Annotated in this window: 16 protein-coding genes; 11 read left to right on the plus strand and 5 right to left on the minus strand. The window is 38.4% G+C overall.

What is annotated here, in order from left to right:
* Positions 1–87 precede the first annotated feature (87 nt).
* Positions 88–1,278: a methionine adenosyltransferase gene (metK, locus tag CBI42_RS06450; RefSeq protein ID WP_094753551.1), complete on the plus strand. Its 1,191-nt coding sequence runs from the start codon at positions 88–90 to the stop codon at positions 1,276–1,278.
* 83 nt (positions 1,279–1,361) lie between these two features.
* On the opposite strand, the gene CBI42_RS06455 is transcribed toward metK, so the two are convergent.
* From CBI42_RS06455 to CBI42_RS06475, 5 genes are all read right to left on the minus strand, one after another.
* Positions 1,362–1,997: a GNAT family N-acetyltransferase gene (locus tag CBI42_RS06455; RefSeq protein WP_061589832.1), complete on the minus strand. Its 636-nt coding sequence runs from the start codon at positions 1,995–1,997 to the stop codon at positions 1,362–1,364.
* Between the two features lie 134 nt (positions 1,998–2,131).
* Positions 2,132–2,431 carry a DUF1827 family protein gene (locus tag CBI42_RS06460; protein ID WP_000767189.1) on the minus strand — a complete coding sequence of 100 codons (300 nt, stop codon included), beginning with the start codon at positions 2,429–2,431 and terminating at the stop codon, positions 2,132–2,134.
* Positions 2,432–2,489: 58 nt separating this feature from the next.
* Positions 2,490–2,942, minus strand: a complete 453-nt coding sequence (locus CBI42_RS06465) for an NUDIX hydrolase (RefSeq protein ID WP_061589831.1) — start codon at positions 2,940–2,942, stop codon at positions 2,490–2,492.
* A 129-nt stretch (positions 2,943–3,071) separates the two neighbouring features.
* A complete protein-coding gene (locus CBI42_RS06470) occupies positions 3,072–5,330 on the minus strand; it encodes an ATP-dependent Clp protease ATP-binding subunit (RefSeq protein ID WP_094753552.1) in 2,259 nt (752 codons plus the stop codon).
* Between the two features lie 230 nt (positions 5,331–5,560).
* The gene (locus tag CBI42_RS06475; protein ID WP_000443570.1) at positions 5,561–5,791 is read right to left on the minus strand and encodes a DUF1797 family protein; all 231 of its coding nucleotides are present in this window, start codon (positions 5,789–5,791) and stop codon (positions 5,561–5,563) included.
* A gap of 190 nt (positions 5,792–5,981) precedes the next feature.
* Between CBI42_RS06475 and CBI42_RS06480 the strand changes: the two genes are divergently transcribed.
* From CBI42_RS06480 to CBI42_RS06535, 10 genes are all read left to right on the plus strand, one after another.
* The gene (locus tag CBI42_RS06480; RefSeq protein WP_001011642.1) at positions 5,982–6,665 is read left to right on the plus strand and encodes an amino acid ABC transporter permease; all 684 of its coding nucleotides are present in this window, start codon (positions 5,982–5,984) and stop codon (positions 6,663–6,665) included.
* Complete coding sequence (locus tag CBI42_RS06485) at positions 6,665–7,399, plus strand: amino acid ABC transporter ATP-binding protein (protein ID WP_004259929.1); 735 nt, start codon at positions 6,665–6,667, stop codon at positions 7,397–7,399. Before CBI42_RS06480 ends, CBI42_RS06485 begins: the two co-directional genes overlap by 1 nt.
* A gap of 349 nt (positions 7,400–7,748) precedes the next feature.
* Complete coding sequence (locus CBI42_RS06500; protein ID WP_064276973.1) at positions 7,749–8,312, plus strand: HAD family hydrolase; 564 nt, start codon at positions 7,749–7,751, stop codon at positions 8,310–8,312.
* A 14-nt stretch (positions 8,313–8,326) separates the two neighbouring features.
* Positions 8,327–10,273, plus strand: coding sequence for a DNA topoisomerase (ATP-hydrolyzing) subunit B (gene gyrB, locus CBI42_RS06505; protein WP_000134056.1), 1,947 nt, complete (start codon positions 8,327–8,329; stop codon positions 10,271–10,273).
* An 81-nt stretch (positions 10,274–10,354) separates the two neighbouring features.
* Complete coding sequence (gene ezrA / locus CBI42_RS06510) at positions 10,355–12,082, plus strand: septation ring formation regulator EzrA (protein WP_094753553.1); 1,728 nt, start codon at positions 10,355–10,357, stop codon at positions 12,080–12,082.
* A gap of 136 nt (positions 12,083–12,218) precedes the next feature.
* Positions 12,219–13,610: a peptidoglycan-N-acetylglucosamine deacetylase PgdA gene (gene pgdA, locus CBI42_RS06515; RefSeq protein WP_020901904.1), complete on the plus strand. Its 1,392-nt coding sequence runs from the start codon at positions 12,219–12,221 to the stop codon at positions 13,608–13,610.
* 208 nt (positions 13,611–13,818) lie between these two features.
* Positions 13,819–18,792: a S8 family serine peptidase gene (locus CBI42_RS06520; protein ID WP_094753554.1), complete on the plus strand. Its 4,974-nt coding sequence runs from the start codon at positions 13,819–13,821 to the stop codon at positions 18,790–18,792.
* Positions 18,793–19,206: 414 nt separating this feature from the next.
* Entirely contained in the window at positions 19,207–20,124 is a 918-nt protein-coding gene (gene glyQ, locus CBI42_RS06525; protein ID WP_000038736.1) for a glycine--tRNA ligase subunit alpha, read from the plus strand.
* Between the two features lie 259 nt (positions 20,125–20,383).
* Positions 20,384–22,420, plus strand: coding sequence for a glycine--tRNA ligase subunit beta (gene glyS / locus CBI42_RS06530; protein ID WP_094753555.1), 2,037 nt, complete (start codon positions 20,384–20,386; stop codon positions 22,418–22,420).
* Positions 22,421–22,461: 41 nt separating this feature from the next.
* Positions 22,462–22,719, plus strand: coding sequence for a DUF896 family protein (locus tag CBI42_RS06535; RefSeq protein WP_049500119.1), 258 nt, complete (start codon positions 22,462–22,464; stop codon positions 22,717–22,719).
* Positions 22,720–22,721: the final 2 nt, after the last annotated feature.

A 22,721-nucleotide genomic window follows, 5' to 3' on the forward strand; every position in this document is an offset into this window, starting at 1 on the left:
TTCTTACGCGTTGTAACTCTTAGAAAATGAAAATACCTATCAGTACTTTGTAACTCTATAACACTATTTTTAAGGGGGGACATTTTTATGTCAGAACGTAAATTATTCACGTCTGAATCTGTATCTGAGGGGCATCCAGATAAGATTGCAGACCAAATTTCAGATGCGATTTTGGATGCTGTTTTAGCTAAAGATCCAGAGGCGCACGTTGCTGCTGAGACAGCTGTATATACTGGTTCAGTCCATGTTTTTGGTGAAATATCTACAAATGCCTATGTGGATATTAACCGTGTGGTTCGTGATACTATTGCAGAGATTGGCTACACCAATACAGAATATGGTTTTTCTGCTGAGACTGTAGGAGTACATCCATCTTTGGTGGAACAATCTCCTGACATTGCCCAAGGTGTCAACGAAGCCTTGGAGGTTCGTGGGAATGCAGACCAAGATCCGCTTGATTTGATTGGTGCTGGAGACCAAGGGCTCATGTTTGGATTTGCAGTGGATGAAACAGAAGAGCTCATGCCATTGCCAATTTCACTCAGTCATAAATTGGTTCGTCGTTTGGCAGAACTTCGTAAGTCTGGGGAAATCAGCTATCTTCGCCCAGATGCTAAATCACAAGTTACAGTTGAGTATGATGAAAATGACCGTCCAGTACGTGTGGACACAGTCGTGATTTCAACTCAGCACGATCCAGAAGTCAGCAACGAACAAATTCATAATGATGTGATTAACAAGGTCATTAAAGAAGTTATTCCGGCTTCTTACTTGGATGAGCAAACCAAATTCTTCATCAATCCAACTGGTCGCTTTGTAATCGGTGGACCTCAAGGGGACTCAGGTTTGACTGGTCGTAAGATTATCGTGGATACCTATGGTGGCTACTCTCGTCATGGTGGTGGTGCTTTCTCTGGTAAGGATGCGACTAAGGTGGACCGTTCAGCCTCTTATGCGGCTCGTTATATTGCCAAGAATATCGTTGCAGCAGGTCTTGCTAAGAAGGCGGAAGTGCAATTGGCTTATGCTATCGGTGTTGCCCAGCCTGTTTCTGTTCGTATCGATACCTTCGGTACAGGAACAGTAGCTGAAAGCAAACTTGAAAAAGCTGCTCGTCAAATCTTTGACCTTCGTCCAGCAGGAATTATCCAAATGCTGGACCTTAAGCGTCCAATTTACCGTCAAACAGCGGCTTATGGACACATGGGACGTACAGATATTGACCTTCCATGGGAACGTTTGGATAAGGTAGATACTTTGAAAGAAGCAGTCAAATAGATAAGAAAACCAACGTTTTGAACGTTGGTTTTTATAAATATAAGTTATCCTTATTTAAATAGGATTTGTAAATTGCTGGCCTGTTATAATTTATTCATTGTTTTTAAAAATGCCCAGTTACCAATTGATTTTGCCCCGTATTTTAAGTCCATATAGTCCAGTAATACATAATCGTTTTTTTTGTAGAATGAGGTATTTCTAGCTGTACTAGTTATGAGTCCCAAGTGTTTACAGCCTTTTGATTTGACATAAGGTTCAATCCCTTGTGTCAGAAAAGTACTGCCTATTCCCCGCCCCTTACTTTCTATATTGACAGCTAAAGCCATCAAATACCAATCAAACTCCCCTGATTGTTCTAAATGCTTTTTGGAACGTTTTACAAAGTCAAAGTATTTAAGGAGATTTTGTGGTCGAATGTAGCGAAAAATGTTTGTCCCACCATTTCGTAGATAGGATAGTATACAGAAATCATTTTGTTGCAAAAGGGCAACTGCAAGTAATTCTCCATCTTGTTCCGCAACCAAACAGTTTCCTTTTTTAATATAGACTCTAGTAAGCAGAATTTGCAATGTTTCTACAAAAGCAGGATAGGAGTCAGGTTTCTTCAAATCATCCCTTATAATCGTTAAAAAGGGATAGTCAAGAAAAGAATTAGCTAATAGTTTTCCAATTTTTTCGTATTCTTCAAGTCTTGCCTCTCGATATATCATGTCTCCCATGCTTGTCTCCTTTGTTACCTATAAAATTGTGTATGATAGGATTTCAAGATAAAAAATTGGAGATGATTTAAAAAGCTAAATAAACCCAATTTTGTTCCATAAGGTTTAAAGCACTTTCTAATCTCTCCAAGATTTTATTTGGTTGGAATCGAAATTCCAATTAATTTTTCTGAATAGAGGGTTTTGATATTGGCTTCATCAATAGAGTCCTTATCAATTTTACGTTTCAAGAAAAATTCTTGAATAGCTTCGATTTCAGGTTCGCGAATAGCGCGGTGTTTGTTTGAGATGAGGATTTCATAGTGAAGCGGAGCTTGGGTAAAAATAACATCTGTATTACCTGCAGAATAAACTTCAACAAGGGTTGCATCTGTACTTTCTAGCTGGCTTTTTACAAGTTGCGAGTGTGAGTTTGTTGTATTGATAAGCTTCATAACATTTCCTCCGATTTTCTAATTCTATTATAGCACTTTTTGAATAAAGTAGCTTGATTTAGCCAATCTTATGCTGTTTTTTCCAAGATTCGATAGCCCATTTATGGCTACCACGTTTGAGGTTTTCAATAGCCTCATCAATAGGGAACCAGGCAATATGATTAAAGTCTTCTAGTGGCTTTTGCACTTCTTTGAAAGAAATCGCTTCATAGAGGTAGGCTGGATTGTAGTAGTAGGTGTCACGGTGACGAGAATAGAAATATTCGTCAGCTTGTCCGTAATAGGTACCAATTTCAGCTGTAAAGCCAAGCTCTTCAATCAATTCACGCTTTAGGGCTTCTTGATGATTTTCACCTGCTTCAATTTCACCACCTGGTAGGAACCAAGCACCATTAGGTGCTTGAACAAGAACAATTTGTTTTTGTTCAGCATCAGGGATAACTGCATATACGCCATAGCGTGAAACATAGTCTGTATTTGCTTTCTTTTCTCCGAAAGTTGGGTTTGCCATTGGATTTTCCTCATTATTTATTATCTTTATTATTATCTTAATGGACAAAGACCGAGCTGTCAAGAATTTATAGTTATTTTAATAAAAAGGAGCAGAAAATTTTCATTTTCTACTCCTTTTCTGTAGGATTTATACTTCTTTTTCAGAAGTTTTTACTTCAGCTTTTTTGGCAGACTTAATTTGAATGTTGCCCTTGCTGGTCATCACTGCCTTGAGGTTTTTTTCGCTTGGATTTTCAAGGTAGTAGTCAGTGATTGCGTCTTCAATATAGTCTTGAATAGTACGACGAAGTGGGCGCGCCCCCATTTTTGGATCATAGCCGAGGTCAACCAATTTTTCCTTAACCTTGTCAGTTACATCCAAATGAATGTTGTTGCTAGAAAGGCGCTTGTTAACGTCTGCTAGCATAAGCTCGACAATCTGAAGGAGGTTGTCCTTGCTGAGAGCCTTAAATTCGATAATACCATCAAAACGGTTCATAAACTCTGGGCTAAAGAAGTTACCGAGTTCACCGAGAACAGAATTGGTACGTCCTTCTCTAGCAGCTCCAAAACCAACGCTGGCTTCGGCTTTACCAGTCCCGGCATTTGAAGTCATGATGATGATGGCATCCTTGAAGCTAACGGTGCGTCCTTGCCCATCTGTCAAACGACCATCGTCCAAGACCTGGAGGAACATATGCATAACATCTGGGTGAGCTTTTTCGACTTCATCGAGAAGGATGAGGGAATATGGATTGCGACGAACTTTTTCAGTTAATTGCCCAGCCTCATCGTAGCCAACATAACCTGGAGGGGCGCCGACCAACTTAGCCACGCTGTGTTTTTCCATATATTCACTCATATCGAAGCGAATCATACTGTCAGCAGAACCAAAGAGTTCGATAGCTAGTTGTTTGGAAAGTTCTGTTTTACCGACACCAGTTGGTCCGACAAAGAGGAAGCTTCCAATTGGACGGTTAGGCGTACCGAGACCGACACGATTCCGGTGAATAGCCTTGGCAATCTTATCGACAGCATCGTCTTGTCCAATAATATGCGACTTGAGATCTTCGGCTAGATGGATGAGTTGAGATTGTTCTTTCTCTTTCAAATCGCCAACAGGGATATTGGTTTTCTGCTCGATAATATGCTCAATGGTTTTTTCACTGATGATAGGAGTATCCTGGTCTGTGACCTTTTTCTTTTGCATTTCCTTATACTTGGCAATCTGGTCACGGAAGTAGGCGGCCTTCTCAAAATCTTCTTCTCGTGTAGCTTGAGATTTAAGATTTTCAGCTTCAATCAAGCGCTGATCGATTACTTTAGGATCCACGAAATTCAAGGTCAAGTTCATCTTAGAACCCGCTTCATCTAGGAGGTCGATGGCCTTGTCAGGCAAGAAGCGATCTTGGATGTAGCGATTGGAAAGAGTTGCAGCTGCTTCAATCGCAGCATCGGTATATTGAACGTGGTGGTAGTCTTCGTATTTCTTTTGAATACCTTTGAGGATTGTGATTGTTTCGTCCACTGTTGGTTCATCGACCTTAACAGGCTGCATACGGCGTTCTAGGGCAGCATCTTTTTCAATGATGCGGTATTCATTGAGGGTAGTTGCACCGACCAGTTGCAGTTCACCACGAGCAAGGGCTGGCTTGAGGATATTTCCTGCATCCATATTGCCATCGCCCGCAGATCCCGCACCGACTATTTCATGGATTTCATCGATAAAGAGAATAATGTCTTCACGTTTTCGAATTTCTTCCATGAGCTTTTGCATGCGTTCTTCAAATTGTCCTCGAATACCCGTTCCTTGAACTAGGCTAACCACATCCAGACGGATGACTTGTTTACCTTGGAGTTTATGTGGAACGTCGCCATCAACGATTTTCTGAGCTAGACCTTCGACAACGGCAGTTTTTCCAACACCAGGTTCACCGATAAGAACAGGATTATTCTTGGTTCTGCGATTGAGAATCTCAATGACACGGATAATCTCATCATCGCGGCCAATAACGGGATCTATATCTCCACGACGGGCAATTTCAGTTACGTTGATACCAAATTCTTCCAGCAGACCTTTTTCTTGGCTTGGTGGAGGAGTTTGAGCAGGTCCACGATTTTGGGAACCATAACCGCCGTTTCCACCGTAACCTCCACCCGATTGGGTTGGGGGAGTCGGAGGAGTGTTGTTAGAAGGTCTAAAATTGTTTAGGTCATTGAAGAAATCACCAAAGGGATCAAAGTCACGATTGTTCAGATCCGTCATACCTTTAAAGAGGCTATTGTTAGGATCTGTTTTGATGATCTTATAGCAGTTTTGACAGAGGTCAATTTGTTTTTGTTTTCCATTGAGATTGGTATAAAGATGAATTGTTGAGTCATTGATTTTACAGTTTTGACAAAGCATACATCTACCTCATTTCTTTCTTTAGCCTGACCTGTCTAAAGGTCAAAAATAGTCAAAATTCTATAATTTCATTATAACAGGATTGGGGTGTAAAGCAAGTAAAAAGATTGTAGCTTTGAGAAGTTGTTACAAGGAAAATTTTTGAGATTTTAGGGAATAAAAAAATCCTATTTGTGAAACAAAAAGGATTTTGGTTAGACATGCAGGGTGTAATCCCAGCTTGTTTTGTATTAGTAAAGGAGTTCGTAAATCTCCATTGCAATCAGGTCAATGCTGTCAAAAGTATAAGTTTCGCGAGCTTCGACATCACGAAGGGTAAAGATTGAGCCGTTTTCTTCGTCGTGGCTGTATGCAACTTCTGCAACAACAACTCCTTCGCGTTCAAAATTACGTTTTAAATTTCCGCCGTCTTTTGCCATTGCTTCAAGGCGGTTGATGATTCTAACCAAATGTGATTCCATTTTGATTCTCCTTCATTTCTTATCGTTACTATTTTACCATAAAGGAGGCCAACTTGACTAGAAAAAACTAAGATTTCTCGCTAATTCTACCAGCTTAAAGATTTTTTGAATAAATCAGATAAAAAGTTTGAATTTTAATTCAATACATGTTATAATCATACAGTATTCTATTTTAGAAAGCAGTGTGACTATGAATTTTTCTTTTTTACCTAAGTATTTACCTTATTTTAACTATGGGGCTGTCGTGACGGTTCTCATTTCTATCTGTGTTGTCTTTTTGGGAACTATTTTGGGTGTTGTCCTGGCTTTTGGGCAACGTTCAAAGTTTAAACCGCTTGTTTGGCTGGCCAACTTGTACGTTTGGATTTTTCGTGGGACGCCGATGATGGTTCAGATTATGATTGCCTTTGCCCTTATGCACATCAATGCTCCGACTATTCAGGTTGGAATTTTAGGTGTTGACCTTTCTCGTCTGATTCCAGGGATTTTGATTATCTCTATGAACAGTGGTGCTTATGTTTCTGAGACTGTTCGTGCTGGGATTAATGCAGTTCCTAAGGGTCAGTTAGAGGCGGCCTATTCTTTAGGGATTCGTCCTAAAAATGCGATGCGCTATGTGATTTTGCCACAAGCTATCAAAAATATTTTGCCAGCATTGGGGAACGAATTTATCACCATTATCAAGGATAGTTCTCTTTTATCAGCTATTGGTGTCATGGAGTTGTGGAACGGAGCTACAACAGTTTCTACAACAACCTATCTACCTTTGACACCACTTTTATTTGCAGCCTTTTATTACTTGATTATGACTTCTATTTTGACAGTAGCCTTGAAAGCTTTTGAAAAACGTATGGGACAAGGAGATAAGAAATAATGACAGAAACCTTGATAAAAATTGAAAATTTACATAAATCCTTTGGAAAGAATGAAGTATTGAAGGGAATCAACCTCGAGATTAAAAGAGGGGAAGTTGTCGTTATCATTGGTCCTTCAGGAAGCGGGAAATCTACCTTGCTCCGCTCTATGAATTTGTTGGAAGAAGCAACCAAAGGGAAGGTTATCTTTGAGGGAGTTGATATTACGGACAAGAAGAATGACCTCTTTGCCATGCGTGAGAAGATGGGGATGGTTTTCCAACAATTTAATCTCTTTCCTAATATGACTGTGATGGAAAATATCACCTTGTCTCCTATCAAGACTAAAGGTGAAAGTAAGGAAGTTGCAGAGAAGAGAGCTAAGGAACTTTTGGAAAAAGTTGGTTTACCAGATAAGGCAGATGCTTACCCTCAGAGTTTGTCAGGTGGCCAGCAACAACGGATTGCCATCGCGCGTGGTTTAGCTATGGAACCTGATGTCTTGCTCTTTGACGAGCCAACTTCAGCCCTGGACCCTGAAATGGTAGGAGAGGTGTTGGCTGTTATGCAAGACTTAGCCAAGTCAGGAATGACCATGGTTATCGTAACACATGAAATGGGATTTGCTCGTGAGGTGGCAGACCGTGTCATCTTTATGGCAGACGGTGTGGTTGTTGAAGACGGAACACCCGAACAGATTTTTGAACAAACCCAAGAACAGCGGACTAAAGACTTCTTGAGTAAGGTTTTATAATCTATTTTAAACTTTCAAGAGAAGATTAGTGAAAAGCTAGGCTCAATACCAGTCAAGTGGAACTTACTTTGAGAAGTTACCCCCCTTATTAATAACATCCATAAATTGGATATTAGGATTTTTAATATAAAGTAGTTTTGTGTTAAAATATAATTGTTCCATATGATTCTCTCTAATGATGGTTTGGTCGCTTTTCATTATGGGTCATATGGAACTTTTTTCTACAAGAAAATAGGTTTCATAGTATTTATAATAGATTTACCCACTACAAATAATATAGAGCATTTTTTATGTGGAAAACTCAAGGAAATCATCGCTTTTTTCATAAAAAAATGCTATAATGAAGGGTATGAAATATCACGATTATATCTGGGATTTAGGTGGAACTTTACTGGATAATTACGAAACTTCAACAGCTGCCTTTGTTGAAACATTGGCATTGTATGGCATCAAACAAGACCATGACAGTGTCTACCAAGCTTTAAAGGTTTCTACTGATTTTGCGATTGAGATATTCGCTCCCAACTTAGAGAATTTTTTAGAAAAGTACAAGGAAAATGAAGCCAGAGAGCTAGAACATCCGATTTTATTTGATGGAGTTTCTGGTTTATTGGAAGACATTTCAAATCAAGATGGCCGTCATTTTTTGGTTTCTCATCGAAATAATCAGGTCTTGGAAATTTTAGAAAAAACCTCTATAGCAGCTTATTTTACAGAAGTGGTGACTTCTAACTCAGGCTTTAAGAGAAAACCAGATCCTGAGTCCATGATTTATTTAAGAGAAAAGTATCAAATTAGTTCAGGACTTGTCATTGGTGATCGACCGATTGATATCGAAGCAGGGCAAGCTGCTGGACTCGATACCCACTTGTTTACCAGTATCGTGAATTTAAGACAAGTATTAGACATGTAAGAAAAAGGAATAAGATGACAGAAGAAATTAAAAATCTGCAGGCACAAGATTATGATGCCAGTCAAATTCAAGTTTTAGAGGGCTTAGAGGCTGTTCGTATGCGTCCAGGGATGTATATCGGATCGACCTCAAAAGAAGGTCTTCACCATCTAGTCTGGGAAATTGTTGATAACTCAATTGACGAGGCCTTGGCAGGATTTGCTAGCCATATTCAAGTCTTTATTGAGCCAGATAATTCGATTACAGTTGTTGATGATGGACGTGGTATCCCAGTCGATATTCAGGAAAAAACAGGTCGACCTGCCGTTGAGACTGTCTTTACTGTTCTTCACGCTGGAGGAAAGTTTGGCGGTGGCGGATATAAGGTCTCAGGTGGTCTTCACGGAGTGGGGTCCTCAGTTGTTAACGCCCTTTCAACTCAATTAGATGTTCATGTCCACAAAAATGGTAAGATTCATTACCAAGAATACCGTCGTGGTCATGTTGTCGCAGACCTTGAGGTGGTTGGAGATACGGATAAAACTGGAACAACAGTTCACTTTATACCGGATCCAGAAATTTTCACTGAAACAACAACTTTTGATTTTGATAAATTAAATAAACGGATTCAAGAGTTGGCCTTTCTAAATCGTGGTCTTCAAATCTCCATCACAGATAAGCGTGAGGGGCTAGAACAAACTAAGCATTACCACTATGAAGGTGGGATTGCTAGCTACGTTGAATATATCAACGAGAACAAGGATGTTATCTTTGATACACCAATTTACACAGATGGTGAAATGGATGATATCACGGTTGAAGTAGCCATGCAGTACACAACGGGTTACCATGAAAACGTCATGAGTTTTGCCAACAATATTCATACCCATGAAGGTGGAACGCATGAACAAGGTTTCCGTACAGCCTTGACACGTGTTATCAACGATTATGCTCGTAAAAATAAGTTATTGAAAGACAATGAAGACAATCTGACAGGGGAAGATGTCCGTGAAGGATTAACTGCAGTTATCTCGGTTAAACACCCAAATCCACAGTTTGAAGGACAGACTAAGACAAAACTGGGGAATAGCGAAGTGGTCAAAATTACCAATCGTCTCTTCAGTGATGCCTTCTCTGATTTCCTTATGGAGAATCCTCAAATTGCAAAACGCATTGTAGAAAAAGGAATTTTGGCTGCCAAAGCTCGTGTGGCTGCCAAGCGTGCGCGTGAAGTCACTCGTAAAAAATCTGGTTTGGAAATTTCCAACCTTCCAGGTAAACTAGCAGACTGCTCTTCTAACAATCCTGCTGAAACAGAACTCTTCATCGTCGAAGGAGACTCAGCTGGTGGGTCAGCCAAATCTGGTCGTAACCGTGAATTTCAGGCAATTCTTCCAATCCGCGGTAAGATTTTGAACGTTGAAAAGGCAAGTATGGATAAGATTCTAGCTAACGAAGAAATTCGTAGTCTTTTCACAGCGATGGGAACAGGATTTGGTGCAGAATTTGATGTTTCAAAAGCTCGTTACCAAAAACTTGTTTTGATGACCGATGCCGATGTCGATGGAGCCCACATTCGTACCCTTCTTTTAACCTTGATTTATCGTTATATGAAACCAATCCTAGAAGCTGGTTATGTTTATATCGCTCAACCACCAATCTATGGTGTCAAAGTTGGAAGTGAGATTAAAGAATATATCCAGCCAGGAGCAGACCAAGAAATCAAACTCCAAGAAGCCTTAGCTCGTCACAGTGAAGGCCGTGCTAAACCAACTATTCAGCGTTATAAGGGGTTAGGTGAAATGGATGACCATCAATTATGGGAAACAACCATGGATCCAGAACACCGCTTAATGGCTAGAGTTTCTGTGGATGATGCGGCTGAAGCAGATAAAATCTTTGATATGTTGATGGGAGATCGAGTAGAGCCTCGTCGTGAATTTATCGAAGAAAATGCCGTCTATAGTACACTTGATGTCTAAAAAATCGGGAGAAGTAGTTCCCTTGGTCTAAAAAATATGATATAATCATTACGATTGTTTCAAGTTAAAAAGGAGTTTAATATGTCTGGTAGTCTAGTAGTATATCTTATAATTGCAATTGCAATTATATTGCTGATTTCATATGCTATAGCAATTTATGTACGGAAACGCAATGAAAGTAAATTAGCAATTTTAGAAGAGAAAAAAGAAGAGCTGTACAATCTTCCAGTTAATGATGAAGTTGAAGCTGTAAAAAATATGCACTTGATTGGACAAAGTCAAGTGACTTTCCGTGAATGGAACCAAAAATGGGTTGACCTATCTCTTAACTCTTTTGCCGATATCGAAAATAATCTTTTCGAGGCAGAAGGTTATAACAATTCATTCCGTTTTTTTAAGGCTAGTCATCAAATTGACCAAATCGAGAGCCAAATTACCTTGATTGAAGAAGATATTGCGGCAATTCGCAATGCCTTGGCAGATTTGGAGAAACAAGAATCTAAAAACAGCGGTCGTGTTCTTCATACCTTGGACTTGTTTGAAGAGTTGCAACACCGAGTGGCTGATCATTCTGAAGAATATGGCCAAGGTTTATCTGAAATCGAAAAACAATTGGAAAATATCCAATCAGAGTTTTCTCAGTTTGTTACTTTGAACACTTCAGGTGACCCAGTAGAAGCTGCTGTGATTTTGGATAATGCTGAAAATCATATCTTGGCTTTGAGTCACATTGTTGACCGCCTGCCAGCGATTGTAAAAACATTATCTAAAGAGCTACCTGATCAATTGGAAGATTTGGAGGATGGTTACCGTAAGCTTTTAGATGCTAACTATCATTTTGCTGAAACGGATATTGAATCTCGCTTCCAATTGCTTTATGAATCTTTGAAGAAAAACCACGAAAATATTGCACAATTAGAGTTGGATAATGCTGAGTATGAAAATACTCAAGTTCAAGAAGAAATCAATTCACTCTATGATATCTTTACACGAGAAATCGCTGCTCAAAAAGTAGTAGAAGGCTTAGTTGCAACTCTTCCTACATATTTGAAACACATGAAAGATAGTAATGCTGTTTTAGTGGAAGATATTCAACGATTGAGTAACAATTACCTACTATCTGAAACGGATGTTAGTCATGTTCATAGATTACAAGCTGAGTTAGAATCTTTAGAAGAATCTGTATTGGAACTAACTTCTGAACAAGAGGAACATTCTGAACCTTATTCATTCCTTGAAGAACGTTTGGAAAACTTACAAGCTACTTTGAAGGAAATTGAAGATGAACAAGTTGAGGTTAGTCAACGTCTTGCTCAGATTGAAAAAGATGATATCAATGCTCGCCAGAAGGCAAATGTTTATGTTAATCGTCTTCACACAATTAAGAGATATATGGAAAAACGCAATCTTCCAGGTATTCCTCAGAATTTCTTACAGTTGTTCTTTACAGCAAGTAACCATACTGAAGAGTTGATGGCTGAACTAGAAGAAGCTCGGGTCAATATAGAAGCTGTGAACCGGATGCTTGAAATTGCAACAAATGATATAGAAGCACTTGAAGAAGAAACCTATAATATTGTTCAATATGCAACGTTGACAGAACAATTGCTACAGTATTCGAACCGTTACCGCTCATTTGATGAACGAATTCAAGAAGCCTTTAATGAATCATTAGAAATTTTTGAAAAAGAATTTGATTATCATGCTTCATTTGATAAGATTTCGCAAGCTTTGGAAGTTGCAGAACCAGGTGTAACCAACCGTTTTGTCACTTCATACGAAAAAACACGTGAGACGATTCGTTTCTAACATAATAAAAGGCTCTAAAATATTTGTAGTGGGTAAATCCCCCTATAGATATTATGGAGCCTATTTTTTTGTTCAAAACGAGTAATAGTACTTATTTCTCATTGAAATTATAGCCTGAATTTGATATGATATTTCTATGGATAAAAGTAGAGCAAATCGTGTTGAGCACGATAAAAAGAGAATCGGTTTAATAGCCCTAGTAGCTATCTTTTCAGTAAGTATTTGTGTCCTTGGTTCAATGATTGGATACAAAATATATACAAAGCAAAGTTTTGAACAAAGGATTGAAACGCTCAAAAAAGAGAAAGATGATCAATTGAGTGAGGGAAATCAGAAAGATCATTTTCGTAAGGGACAAGCCGAAGTAATTGCCTATTATCCTCTCCAAGGGGAGCAAGTGATTTCATCTGTAAAAGAAATCATGACACAGGATATTAAGGAAAATCTGGAAGACAAGGAAAATCTAGTTTTTTATTATACTGAGAAACAGGATTCGACTTTAAAAGGGATTGTTAACCGAAGTGTGATGAAACAAGTCTATGATTTAACTTCGTCAAAAGTTGAAGAGACTGAAAAAACTAGTCTGGCAAAAGTCCATTTGACAGAAGATGGTAAACCTTATACACTTGATCAATTATTTTCAGATCCTAGTAAAGCCAAAGAGCAGTTGTTAAAAGAAATCACCTCTTTCTTACAGGATAAGAAATTGGAGCAAGAAAAGATTGATCAAGTTGTTAAAGGCTTCTCTGATCAAGACTTGTCTGCATGGAATTTTGATTACAAGGATAGTCAGATTATCCTTTATCCAAGTCAGTCAGTTGAAAATCTAGATGATATTGCCTTACCAGTATCTAGTTTCTTTGATGTAGTACAATCCTCTTATTTATTAGACAAGGATGCCGAACTTTATAAGGCTTATTATGAAAAGAAAAACCAAAAAGTGGTAGCTCTAACTTTTGATGATGGACCAAATCCTGCAACGACAAATCAAGCATTAGATACACTTTCTAAGTATGGTATCAAGGCAACTTTCTTTGTTTTAGGTAAGAATGTTTCTGGAAATGAAGAGATTTTGAAACGCATGAAATCGGATGGCCATGTTATTGGAAACCATAGTTGGAGTCATCCAGTGCTTTCAAAACTTTCACTTGACGAAGCTAAAAAACAGATTACTGATACTGAGGATGCGCTAACTAAAGTGTTGGGTTCTAGTTCCAAACTTATGCGTCCGCCTTATGGAGCCATTACAGACGACATTCGAAATAGCCTTGATTTGAGTTTTATTATGTGGGATGTGGATAGTCTGGATTGGAAGAGTAAGAATGAAGCAGCAATTTTGACAGAGATTCAACGTCAAGTTCGTAATGGTTCGATTATCTTAATGCATGATATCCATGCTGAAACAGTCAATGCTTTACCAAAGATTATAGATTATCTAAAAGAGCAAGGATATCACTTTGTCACAGTTCCTGAAATGCTTAATTCACGATTAAAAGCACATGAACTATTCTATGACCGTGATCAGTAAGACTTTTGCTGAATAACTAATTAAATCGTAAGTAATTTTTCAATAAATAAATTTAGTCTTGTATTAATCGAGGCTAAATTTTTTTATGTTTAAATCTCATGATAGGATTGGTTAATATTACAATTTTGTTACAAAATAATATTTTGATAGAATTTTCAGATAATTTGGTATATAATACTTTTAATTTTAAATAAAAAGGAGTGATTTTATGGGAGATTGCAAAGGTTTTTGTCATAACAAGTACCAAATAGCAACAATTTTTCTGCTAACGGTCTTTGCTTTTGGATTTGCTTTCGCACAGGTTAGTGCCGATGAGGGGAAATTTGAAACATCCAATCAAGTTACACGTACTGTAACGACTAATAAATTAGATGATTCAAATAAGCTTGCATCACCAGTCACGGCTGACAAGAATGCTCTAAATTCTTCTTCGAAAGAAAAAACAGAAGTGATAGAGCCATTAAAACAAGATGATTCTATCGAGTATAGAGATAATAAGTCAGACAAGGATTTAACCACACAGAAAGAAACGACTGCTATAAAAAGTGAAGAGAAGAAGGAAGAATCAGCAGTGAAAAGTAATTCTTCTTCAGAAAGCATACAATCACAGTCGTTATCTCAAGGTGGACATAAAGAAAAGCCGAACAGTATCTCCAGTAATGAAATTATTACTGTCCCTAAAACCTGGGAAGCAGGACATAAAGGACAAGGAACTGTAGTCGCTGTTATAGATTCAGGTCTTGATTTGAATCATGAGGTTTTGCGTATTTCTGATCCGTCAAAGGCGAAATTTAAAAATCAGGATGATATCGAAAAAGCTAAAAAGGCTGCTGGTATTGACTATGGGAAATGGTACAGTGACAAAGTAGTATATGCTTATGATTACTTTGATGGAACTGATAATATAAAAGAGGCTGAAAAAGAGTCTCATGGAATGCACGTTACTGGAATTGTAGCTGGAAATCCTGTTAATAAAGCACCGAATTCTGAGAAGGTTTACGGGGTGGCGCCAGAAGCTCAAATTATGTTTATGAGAGTTTTTTCAGACAGAGATAAAACTACAGCCTCTGCCCTTTATGTAAAAGCTATTGATGATGCTGTTGCATTAGGTGCAGATGTGATCAATATGAGTTTGGGTGCAGGTGCGGGTTCAACGGTAGATGCTGGTTCAGATATCATTGATGCAGTAAAAAGAGCACGCGCTAAAGGAGTATCTGTTGTTATCGCTGCAGGTAATAGTAATACTTTCGGTAGAGGTTTTTCACAACCATTGGCAGCAAATCCTGATTATGGTCTTGTCGGAAATCCCTCTACAGTGGAAGATTCAATTTCTGTTGCTTCTATTAATAATAAAATTCTAACTACTGAAGTCTTTGAAGTAAAAGGTTTAGAAAATGACGCTACCCTTGATTATGGTAAGTTTGATTTTAATAGACCTGAAACAGAAAAAGATTTTGAAAACGGGAAAGAATACGAATATGTAGCAGCGGGTATTGGTCGTGAAGAAGATTTTGCTAATATTGATGTAAGAGGCAAGTTAGCACTGATTCAACGTGGTAAAATTAATTTTTCTGATAAGATTAAAAATGCTCTTCAACATGGTGCAGCTGGAGTTTTAATTTATAACAACGTTGAAGGTGCAAATGTTAGTATGTCTGTTACAGGTGATGCTAAGAAAATCCCATCTGTCTTTATTTCAAAACATTATGGTGAAATTCTTAAGTCTGGTCAGTATAAAATTGTCTTTAATCACAAGATGGATAATCGTAAATCAGATGTTGCAGACCAATTGTCAGATTTTTCAAGTTGGGGAGTTACAACAGATGGACAATTGAAACCAGATGTTACTGCACCTGGTGGAAATATCTATTCATCATTTAACGATAATAGCTATGGAAGTATCAGTGGAACAAGTATGGCGGCTCCTCATGTAGCTGGTGTCGCAGCATTAGTCAAAGAATATTTAGCAAAGAAACATCCTGAATTATCAGCTAGTCAAATTTCAGAGATTGTAAAAGCTTTAATTATGTCTACTGCAAAACCACATTTTAATAAACAGACTGGAGCCTATACTTCTCCACGTCAGCAAGGTGCCGGTGTAGTTGATACGATGGCAGCAACCAGCACAGATCTATTTGTAACAGGTGCAAATAACTATCCAAGTGTTACTCTTGGTAATGTTGGTGATAAATTTACCTTTGAAGTTACAATTCATAATATTTCGGATAAAGACCGAACATTGAAGATGATTGTAAATACAAATACGGATGAAGTTGCAGAAGGGAAATTCACTCTCCGTCCACGAAAACTAACTGAAACAGTTTGGCCTGAAGTAACTGTGAAAGCTCATAGTACGAAGACGGTAACAGTTAGTGTAGATACAAGTAAGTTTACTGAAGAACTTAGCAAAATAATGCCAAATGGATATTTTCTAGAAGGATTTGTTAGATTTGTCAATCCTGCAGATGATAGTTCTGTTATTGGTTTACCATTTATGGGATTTAAGGGAGAATTCCAAAATCTACCTGCAATTGAAAAACCAATTTATCAATTGATTAAGGAAGGAAAGAGTGGATTTTACTCTGAAATTGATAAAGATAATCCAGGAATTTCACCTTCAGACGATGCAACTTATTTAACAAGTTCTGAAAATGATGTAAATGTTTTAAAAGCAGAGCGTCAAGGAAATCGAGTGACTGTACTCGGAGTGAAACAAGATGCTGAAGGGAAATACCATCTTCAATTAGATGAAAAAGGGAACATCCGCCTTGCTATCTCGCCAAATGAGGATGGAAATAAGGATTCTGTTCAATTTAAAACTCTTGTCTATAGAAACTTGGTAAATCTTCGTGCGACGGTTTATGATTCTTCAGATACAACACACAGTCAACCTATTTGGCAAAGTCGTCCAACAGACCTTGTAAAAAATTATTTTGATGGCGATACTAGAAATCCAAGAAGTTACATTGTAGATAAAACAGCTTGGGGAGGACAGGATTCTAATGGAAATCGAGTCTCTGATGGAATTTATGACTATGTTATTAGTTATAAGCCAGATGTCCCTGGAGCTGAGGAACAATACACAATATTTAAAATTCAAATCGATACACAAAAACCTCTGATTACTTCGGGATATATTCGTTCTCAAAAAGATCAAGAACAATTTATAGCTCGCAAACCTCAGGATGTAGGAAATGGGGGAATTCTTCTAGAAAAAGTCTTTTATATTCGTCCTCCTGAAAATAGAGAGGCGACAGATTCAGAAATCGAACAGTATCAAATTATCAAACAAAATGAAGATGGTAGTTATACACTTCCTAAGAACGTTGATAAATCGAAAATCTTCTATTATGTAGAAGACTTTGCGGGAAATGTAGATTTTATATCTCTCAAAGATCTTGTAGGGGAAGAAAATAGTGGTCGTGTAAAAATTGCTATACTAAACAATAAAACCAAGGATGAGATTGATACAACTTATGTTTATCGCATTAAAAATAGCGAAGGTCAATATGTAACTGTTGATAAGTCAAAAGATATTAATTTCTTGAAATTTGGGCATTATGTTGCAGAAATTTTTAGCTATGACCGTACAGAGTTGAAATTTGTGAGTGCCCTATCTAAGGAATTTGATTTAACGAAAGAAAATAGTTTTCAAACTATTACCTTCTTGGCTAACAAAATGAAATATGCCCCAGTAACGGTTGGCTTTAATCAAGCTGTTCCTGGGACTACAACGATTACTTTAGTAGGTGAAGACGGTCAGAGTCAAGTCTTGCCAGCTGAAACATATGGTAAACATTCTTATGGTAAGAAAGTGGTTACTGGTGAATATAAAGTTCTTGTAAATCTGTCAAACGGCTATGAATTACTTGATAAGCTTCAACCATTTAAAGTTCTGTTTGGTAAAAATAATGTTTTGTCACTTTCAGTTGTTTCTAAGTTAGCTCTGATTGCAGCTTTAAATAAACAAATGGAAGTAGTTAAAACTCCGAGATATTATAATACAAAACAGAAGTTAAAAGAGATTTTTGATCAAAGTGTCAAAGATGCGCAACTAGCATTGGTAAGTAAATTTAACCAAGATAAAATTGACCAAATTGTTAAGGCTTTAGAGTCTGCTATGCAAACATTGGATGGTAAGGAATCTGATATCACATCATTGAAGAATGCCATTAAAGCATATGCTGAGACAGTTAAAAAAGGTAAATATATAAATTCTGATCAAGAACGCAAAGGTCAATATGATCGTGAATTTAAACTTTTGGCATTATTGATTACAAAAGATTTGATAACTCAAGATGAAATTGACCGTCTATTGACCACTTTCTTGCAAGCACAAGACCAACTGAATGGTAAAGAAACAGATTTCATGAGCCTAAAAAATGTTATCGTGGATGAAGTGAAGTTCCAAGAAAAAGATCCAAGATTTTTGACAGCTAGCAAAGAGGAGAAAGATGCATATAATCTTATTTTCAACAAAGCTAAGCTACTTTTGGAAAATGCAGAAGCTAGTCAAGCAGAGATTAATGCCGTAATCAATGCTCTAAAAGAGACGGCTGTAAAACTTAAGGCTAATAAAGTAGAGATTCCAACCAAACCAGTTGCACCAGTTAAGCCAGTTACCCCAGCTAAAGCAGTTGTACCAGTTAAGCCAGTTACCCCAGCTAAAGCAGTTGTACCAGTTAAGCCGGTTAGTCCAGCTAAACCAGTTGCATCTGTTAAGCCAGCTAATCCAACTAAACCAGTTGTAACGATTAAACCAGTTAGTCCAACTAAACCAGTTGTAATGATTAAGCCAGTTAGTCCAACTAAACCAGTTGTAACGGTTAAGCCAGTTACTCCAGCTAAACCAGTTGTAACGCTTAGTCCAGTTATTCCAACCAAACCAGTTTCTCAAGTGCAACCTGTTAAATTAGTAAGTCACAATAGACAAGTCTCAACTATTAAGTCTTCAATTAGCAATGATAAAATTGAGAAAGCTTCATCAATTATAGAAGCTAATCATGAGAATAAAACACTTGCTGGAAGTGGTCAACAAGTATTTTTAGCTACAGTCAACAAAGAAGGAAAACAATTACCAGCCACTGGTGAGAATAACATGATTTCTATTATTCTAAGTATTTCAGGAATTTCTCTCTTATTGTCAGTTATTGGACTTGCAACTTTTTCAAAAAGTGAGTAGAGAATACAATACATCTTTCTATAGTTTTTGATTTACAGTATGTTACAATTCTGATATAATAGTCAGCAGGAAAGAAAGTCTTATGGCGTTCTTCAAGCGAACTTGGGATAGTGGGAGCCAAGTAGGGCAAAATAAAGAACTGGCGCTTTCTATAATATTTTTAAAAACAATGAAGTAATAAATTAGGGTGGAACCGCGTTTCTGACGCCCCTAGTCGCAAGGCTTGGGTGTTGAAATTCGGTTCTTTTTGATTTTGAACCTGAGTCTTCTTTTAAGAAAATCAGCCCTTGATTTTCTATATAGTCCTACTGCTTTATGTGTGATTAAGCCAGAAGTAGTATTAACTCGTCTTGCCAAGTAACACTGACTAGGCAGACTCGTGTCGAAAGTAATTTATAGAAAAAGGAGTAAACAATGTCTAAGAAATTAACATTTCAAGAAATTATTTTGACTTTGCAACAATTTTGGAATGACCAAGGTTGTATGCTCATGCAGGCTTATGATAATGAAAAAGGTGCGGGGACAATGAGTCCTTACACTTTCCTTCGTGCTATCGGACCTGAGCCATGGAATGCAGCGTATGTAGAGCCATCACGTCGTCCTGCTGACGGTCGTTATGGAGAAAATCCTAACCGTCTCTACCAACACCACCAATTCCAAGTGGTCATGAAGCCTTCTCCATCAAATATCCAGGAACTTTACCTTGAGTCTTTGGAAAAATTGGGAATCAATCCTTTGGAACACGATATTCGTTTTGTTGAGGACAACTGGGAAAACCCATCAACTGGTTCAGCTGGTCTTGGTTGGGAAGTTTGGCTTGACGGTATGGAAATCACTCAGTTCACTTATTTCCAACAAGTTGGTGGATTGGCAACTGGCCCTGTGACTGCGGAAGTTACCTATGGTTTGGAACGCTTGGCTTCTTACATTCAAGAAGTAGACTCTGTCTATGATATCGAGTGGGCTGATGGTGTAAAATACGGAGAAATCTTTATTCAGCCTGAGTATGAGCACTCAAAATATTCATTTGAAATTTCAGATCAAGAAATGTTGCTGGAAAACTTTGATAAGTTTGAAAAAGAAGCTGGTCGTGCCTTGGAAGAAGGCTTGGTTCACCCTGCCTATGACTATGTTCTCAAATGTTCACATACCTTTAACCTGCTTGATGCGCGTGGTGCCGTATCCGTAACCGAGCGTGCAGGCTATATCGCTCGTATCCGTAACCTAGCCCGTGTCGTAGCCAAAACCTTTGTCGCAGAACGCAAACGCCTAGGCTACCCACTTTTGGATGAAGAAACAAGAGCTAAACTCTTAGCAGAAGACGCAGAATAGTGAGTAATACTGTGCTCTAAAATCGTTAGAGGCAAGTCGAAGACTTGCTAGAGGGATATGCACCGCCGTACTGTTATGAGGGGATTTTTGAAACCTTAGGTTCAAAAATCAGTCAGCTAAATCCACTTTGATGAGACTGTTGGAAATCTTGAACAATTTTGCATTAGATTTCCCTACAGACTCACAAAGTTAGTTAGCGACGTCCCAAGTACCTAAGGTGCATATCAAAAAAGATTGAAGAAAATGTAAAGGAAAAAACATGACAAAAAACTTATTAGTAGAACTCGGTCTTGAAGAATTACCAGCCTATGTTGTCACACCAAGTGAAAAACAACTAGGCGAAAAAATGGCAGCCTTTCTCAAGGAAAACCGCCTATCTTTTGAAGCTATTCAAACCTTCTCAACACCACGTCGTTTGGCTGTTCGTGTGACTGGTTTAGCAGACAAACAGTCTGATTTGACAGAAGATTTCAAGGGGCCAGCAAAGAAAATTGCCTTGGATAGTGATGGAAACTTCACCAAAGCAGCTCAAGGATTTGTCCGTGGAAAAGGATTGACTGTTGAAGATATCGAATTCCGTGAAATCAAGGGTGAAGAATATGTCTATGTCACTAAGGAAGAAGTTGGTCAAGCAGTTGAAGCAATTGTTCCTGGTGTTGTGGATGTCTTGAAGTCACTGACTTTCCCTGTCAGCATGCACTGGGCCAACAACACCTTTGAATACATCCGCCCTGTTCACACTTTAACTGTTCTTTTAGATGAAGAAGAGTTTGATTTGGATTTCCTTGATATCAAGGGAGGTCGTGTGAGCCGTGGTCATCGTTTCTTGGGGAAAGAAACCAAAATTCAGTCAGCATTGAGCTATGAAGAAGATCTTCGTGCACAATTTGTAATAGCAGATCCACGTGAACGTGAGCAAATGATTGTTGACCAAATCAAGGAAATTGAGGCAAAACATGGTGTAAGTATCGAAATTGATGCTGATTTGCTTAATGAAGTCTTGAACTTGGTTGAATACCCAACTGCCTTTATGGGAAGTTTTGATGCCAAATACCTTGAAGTTCCAGAAGAAGTTTTGGTGACTTCGATGAAGGAACACCAACGGTACTTTGTTGTCCGTGATCAAGATGGTAAACTCTTGCCAAACTTCATTTCTGTCCGTAACGGAAACGCAGATCATTTGGAAAATGTCATCAAAGGAAATGAAAAAGTCTTGGTAGCTCGCTTGGAAGACGGAGAATTCTTCTGGCGTGAAGACCAAAAATTGGTGATTTCAGATCTTGTTGAAAAATTAAACAATGTAACCTTCCATGAGAAAATTGGTTCCCTTCGTGAACACATGATTCGTACTGGTCAGATTGCTATTCTCTTGGCAGAAAAAGCTGGTTTGTCAGTGGATGAAACAGTTGACCTTGCTCGCTCAGCAGCTATTTACAAGTTTGACTTGTTGACAGGTATGGTTGGTGAATTTGACGAGCTCCAAGGAATTATGGGAGAGAAATATGCCCTTCTTGCTGGTGAAACTCCAGCAGTGGCAGCTGCTATTCGTGAACACTACATGCCTACATCAGCTGAAGGAGAACTTCCAGAGAGCAAGGTCGGCGCAGTGCTTGCCATTGCAGACAAATTGGATACGATTTTGAGCTTCTTCTCAGTAGGTTTGATTCCATCAGGGTCTAATGACCCTTATGCCCTTCGTCGCGCGACCCAAGGTGTGGTTCGTATCTTGGATGCCTTTGGTTGGCACATTGCTATGGATGAGTTGATTGATAGCCTTTATGCTTTGAAATTTGACAGTTTGACTTATGAAAATAAGACAGAGGTTATGGAATTTATCAAGGCTCGTGTTGATAAGATGATGGGCTCTACTCCAAAAGATATTAAGGAAGCCGTTCTTGCAGGGTCAAACTTTGTTGTGGCGGATATGTTGGAAGCAGCAAGTGCTCTTGTAGAAGCAAGCAAGGGAGAAGACTTTAAACCATCTGTTGAATCCCTCTCACGTGCTTTCAACTTGGCTGAGAAAGCAGAAGGCAATGACACGGTTGATCCTGCTCTCTTTGAGAATGAAGAAGAGAAAACCTTGGCTGAAGCAGTAGAAACACTCGTTTTATCAGGTTCTGCAAGTCAGCAATTGAACCAACTCTTTGCTCTTAGCCCAGTCATTGATGCATTCTTTGAGAATACCATGGTTATGGCTGAAAATGAAGCAGTCCGTCAAAATCGTTTGGCAATCTTGTCACAACTAACCAAGAAAGCAGCTAAGCTCGCTCGTTTTAACCAAATCAATACTAAATAAACTCAGTCAAACGGACTGTATCTTATCACAAAGGAGAAGAAATGGATCCGAAAAAAATCGCTCGTATCAACGAGCTTGCCAAAAAGAAAAAAGCAGAAGGCTTAACACCAGCTGAAAAAGTAGAACAAGCCAAACTACGTGAGGAGTACATCGAAGGTTATCGTCGCACTGTTCGTCACCACATCGAAGGGATCAAAATTGTGGACGAAGAAGGAAACGATGTTACACCAGAGAAACTACGTCAAGTCCAACGTGAAAAAGGATTACATGGTCGTAGTCTCGATGACCCAAATTCATAATA

The organism is Streptococcus sp. KR (assembly GCF_002238115.1).
Lineage (GTDB): Bacteria > Bacillota > Bacilli > Lactobacillales > Streptococcaceae > Streptococcus.

Coding starts and splice junctions, on each gene's coding strand:
- CBI42_RS06475 (WP_000443570.1), bottom strand. CDS start 5,791: ATGGAATCACATTTGGTTAGAATCATCAACCGCCTTGAAGCAATGGCA.
- CBI42_RS06460 (WP_000767189.1), bottom strand. CDS start 2,431: ATGAAGCTTATCAATACAACAAACTCACACTCGCAACTTGTAAAAAGC.
- ezrA (WP_094753553.1), top strand. CDS start 10,355: ATGTCTGGTAGTCTAGTAGTATATCTTATAATTGCAATTGCAATTATA.
- CBI42_RS06455 (WP_061589832.1), bottom strand. CDS start 1,997: ATGGGAGACATGATATATCGAGAGGCAAGACTTGAAGAATACGAAAAA.
- glyQ (WP_000038736.1), top strand. CDS start 19,207: ATGTCTAAGAAATTAACATTTCAAGAAATTATTTTGACTTTGCAACAA.
- glyS (WP_094753555.1), top strand. CDS start 20,384: ATGACAAAAAACTTATTAGTAGAACTCGGTCTTGAAGAATTACCAGCC.
- CBI42_RS06535 (WP_049500119.1), top strand. CDS start 22,462: ATGGATCCGAAAAAAATCGCTCGTATCAACGAGCTTGCCAAAAAGAAA.
- CBI42_RS06480 (WP_001011642.1), top strand. CDS start 5,982: ATGAATTTTTCTTTTTTACCTAAGTATTTACCTTATTTTAACTATGGG.
- CBI42_RS06470 (WP_094753552.1), bottom strand. CDS start 5,330: ATGCTTTGTCAAAACTGTAAAATCAATGACTCAACAATTCATCTTTAT.
- CBI42_RS06465 (WP_061589831.1), bottom strand. CDS start 2,942: ATGGCAAACCCAACTTTCGGAGAAAAGAAAGCAAATACAGACTATGTT.
- CBI42_RS06500 (WP_064276973.1), top strand. CDS start 7,749: ATGAAATATCACGATTATATCTGGGATTTAGGTGGAACTTTACTGGAT.
- CBI42_RS06520 (WP_094753554.1), top strand. CDS start 13,819: ATGGGAGATTGCAAAGGTTTTTGTCATAACAAGTACCAAATAGCAACA.
- pgdA (WP_020901904.1), top strand. CDS start 12,219: ATGGATAAAAGTAGAGCAAATCGTGTTGAGCACGATAAAAAGAGAATC.
- CBI42_RS06485 (WP_004259929.1), top strand. CDS start 6,665: ATGACAGAAACCTTGATAAAAATTGAAAATTTACATAAATCCTTTGGA.
- gyrB (WP_000134056.1), top strand. CDS start 8,327: ATGACAGAAGAAATTAAAAATCTGCAGGCACAAGATTATGATGCCAGT.
- metK (WP_094753551.1), top strand. CDS start 88: ATGTCAGAACGTAAATTATTCACGTCTGAATCTGTATCTGAGGGGCAT.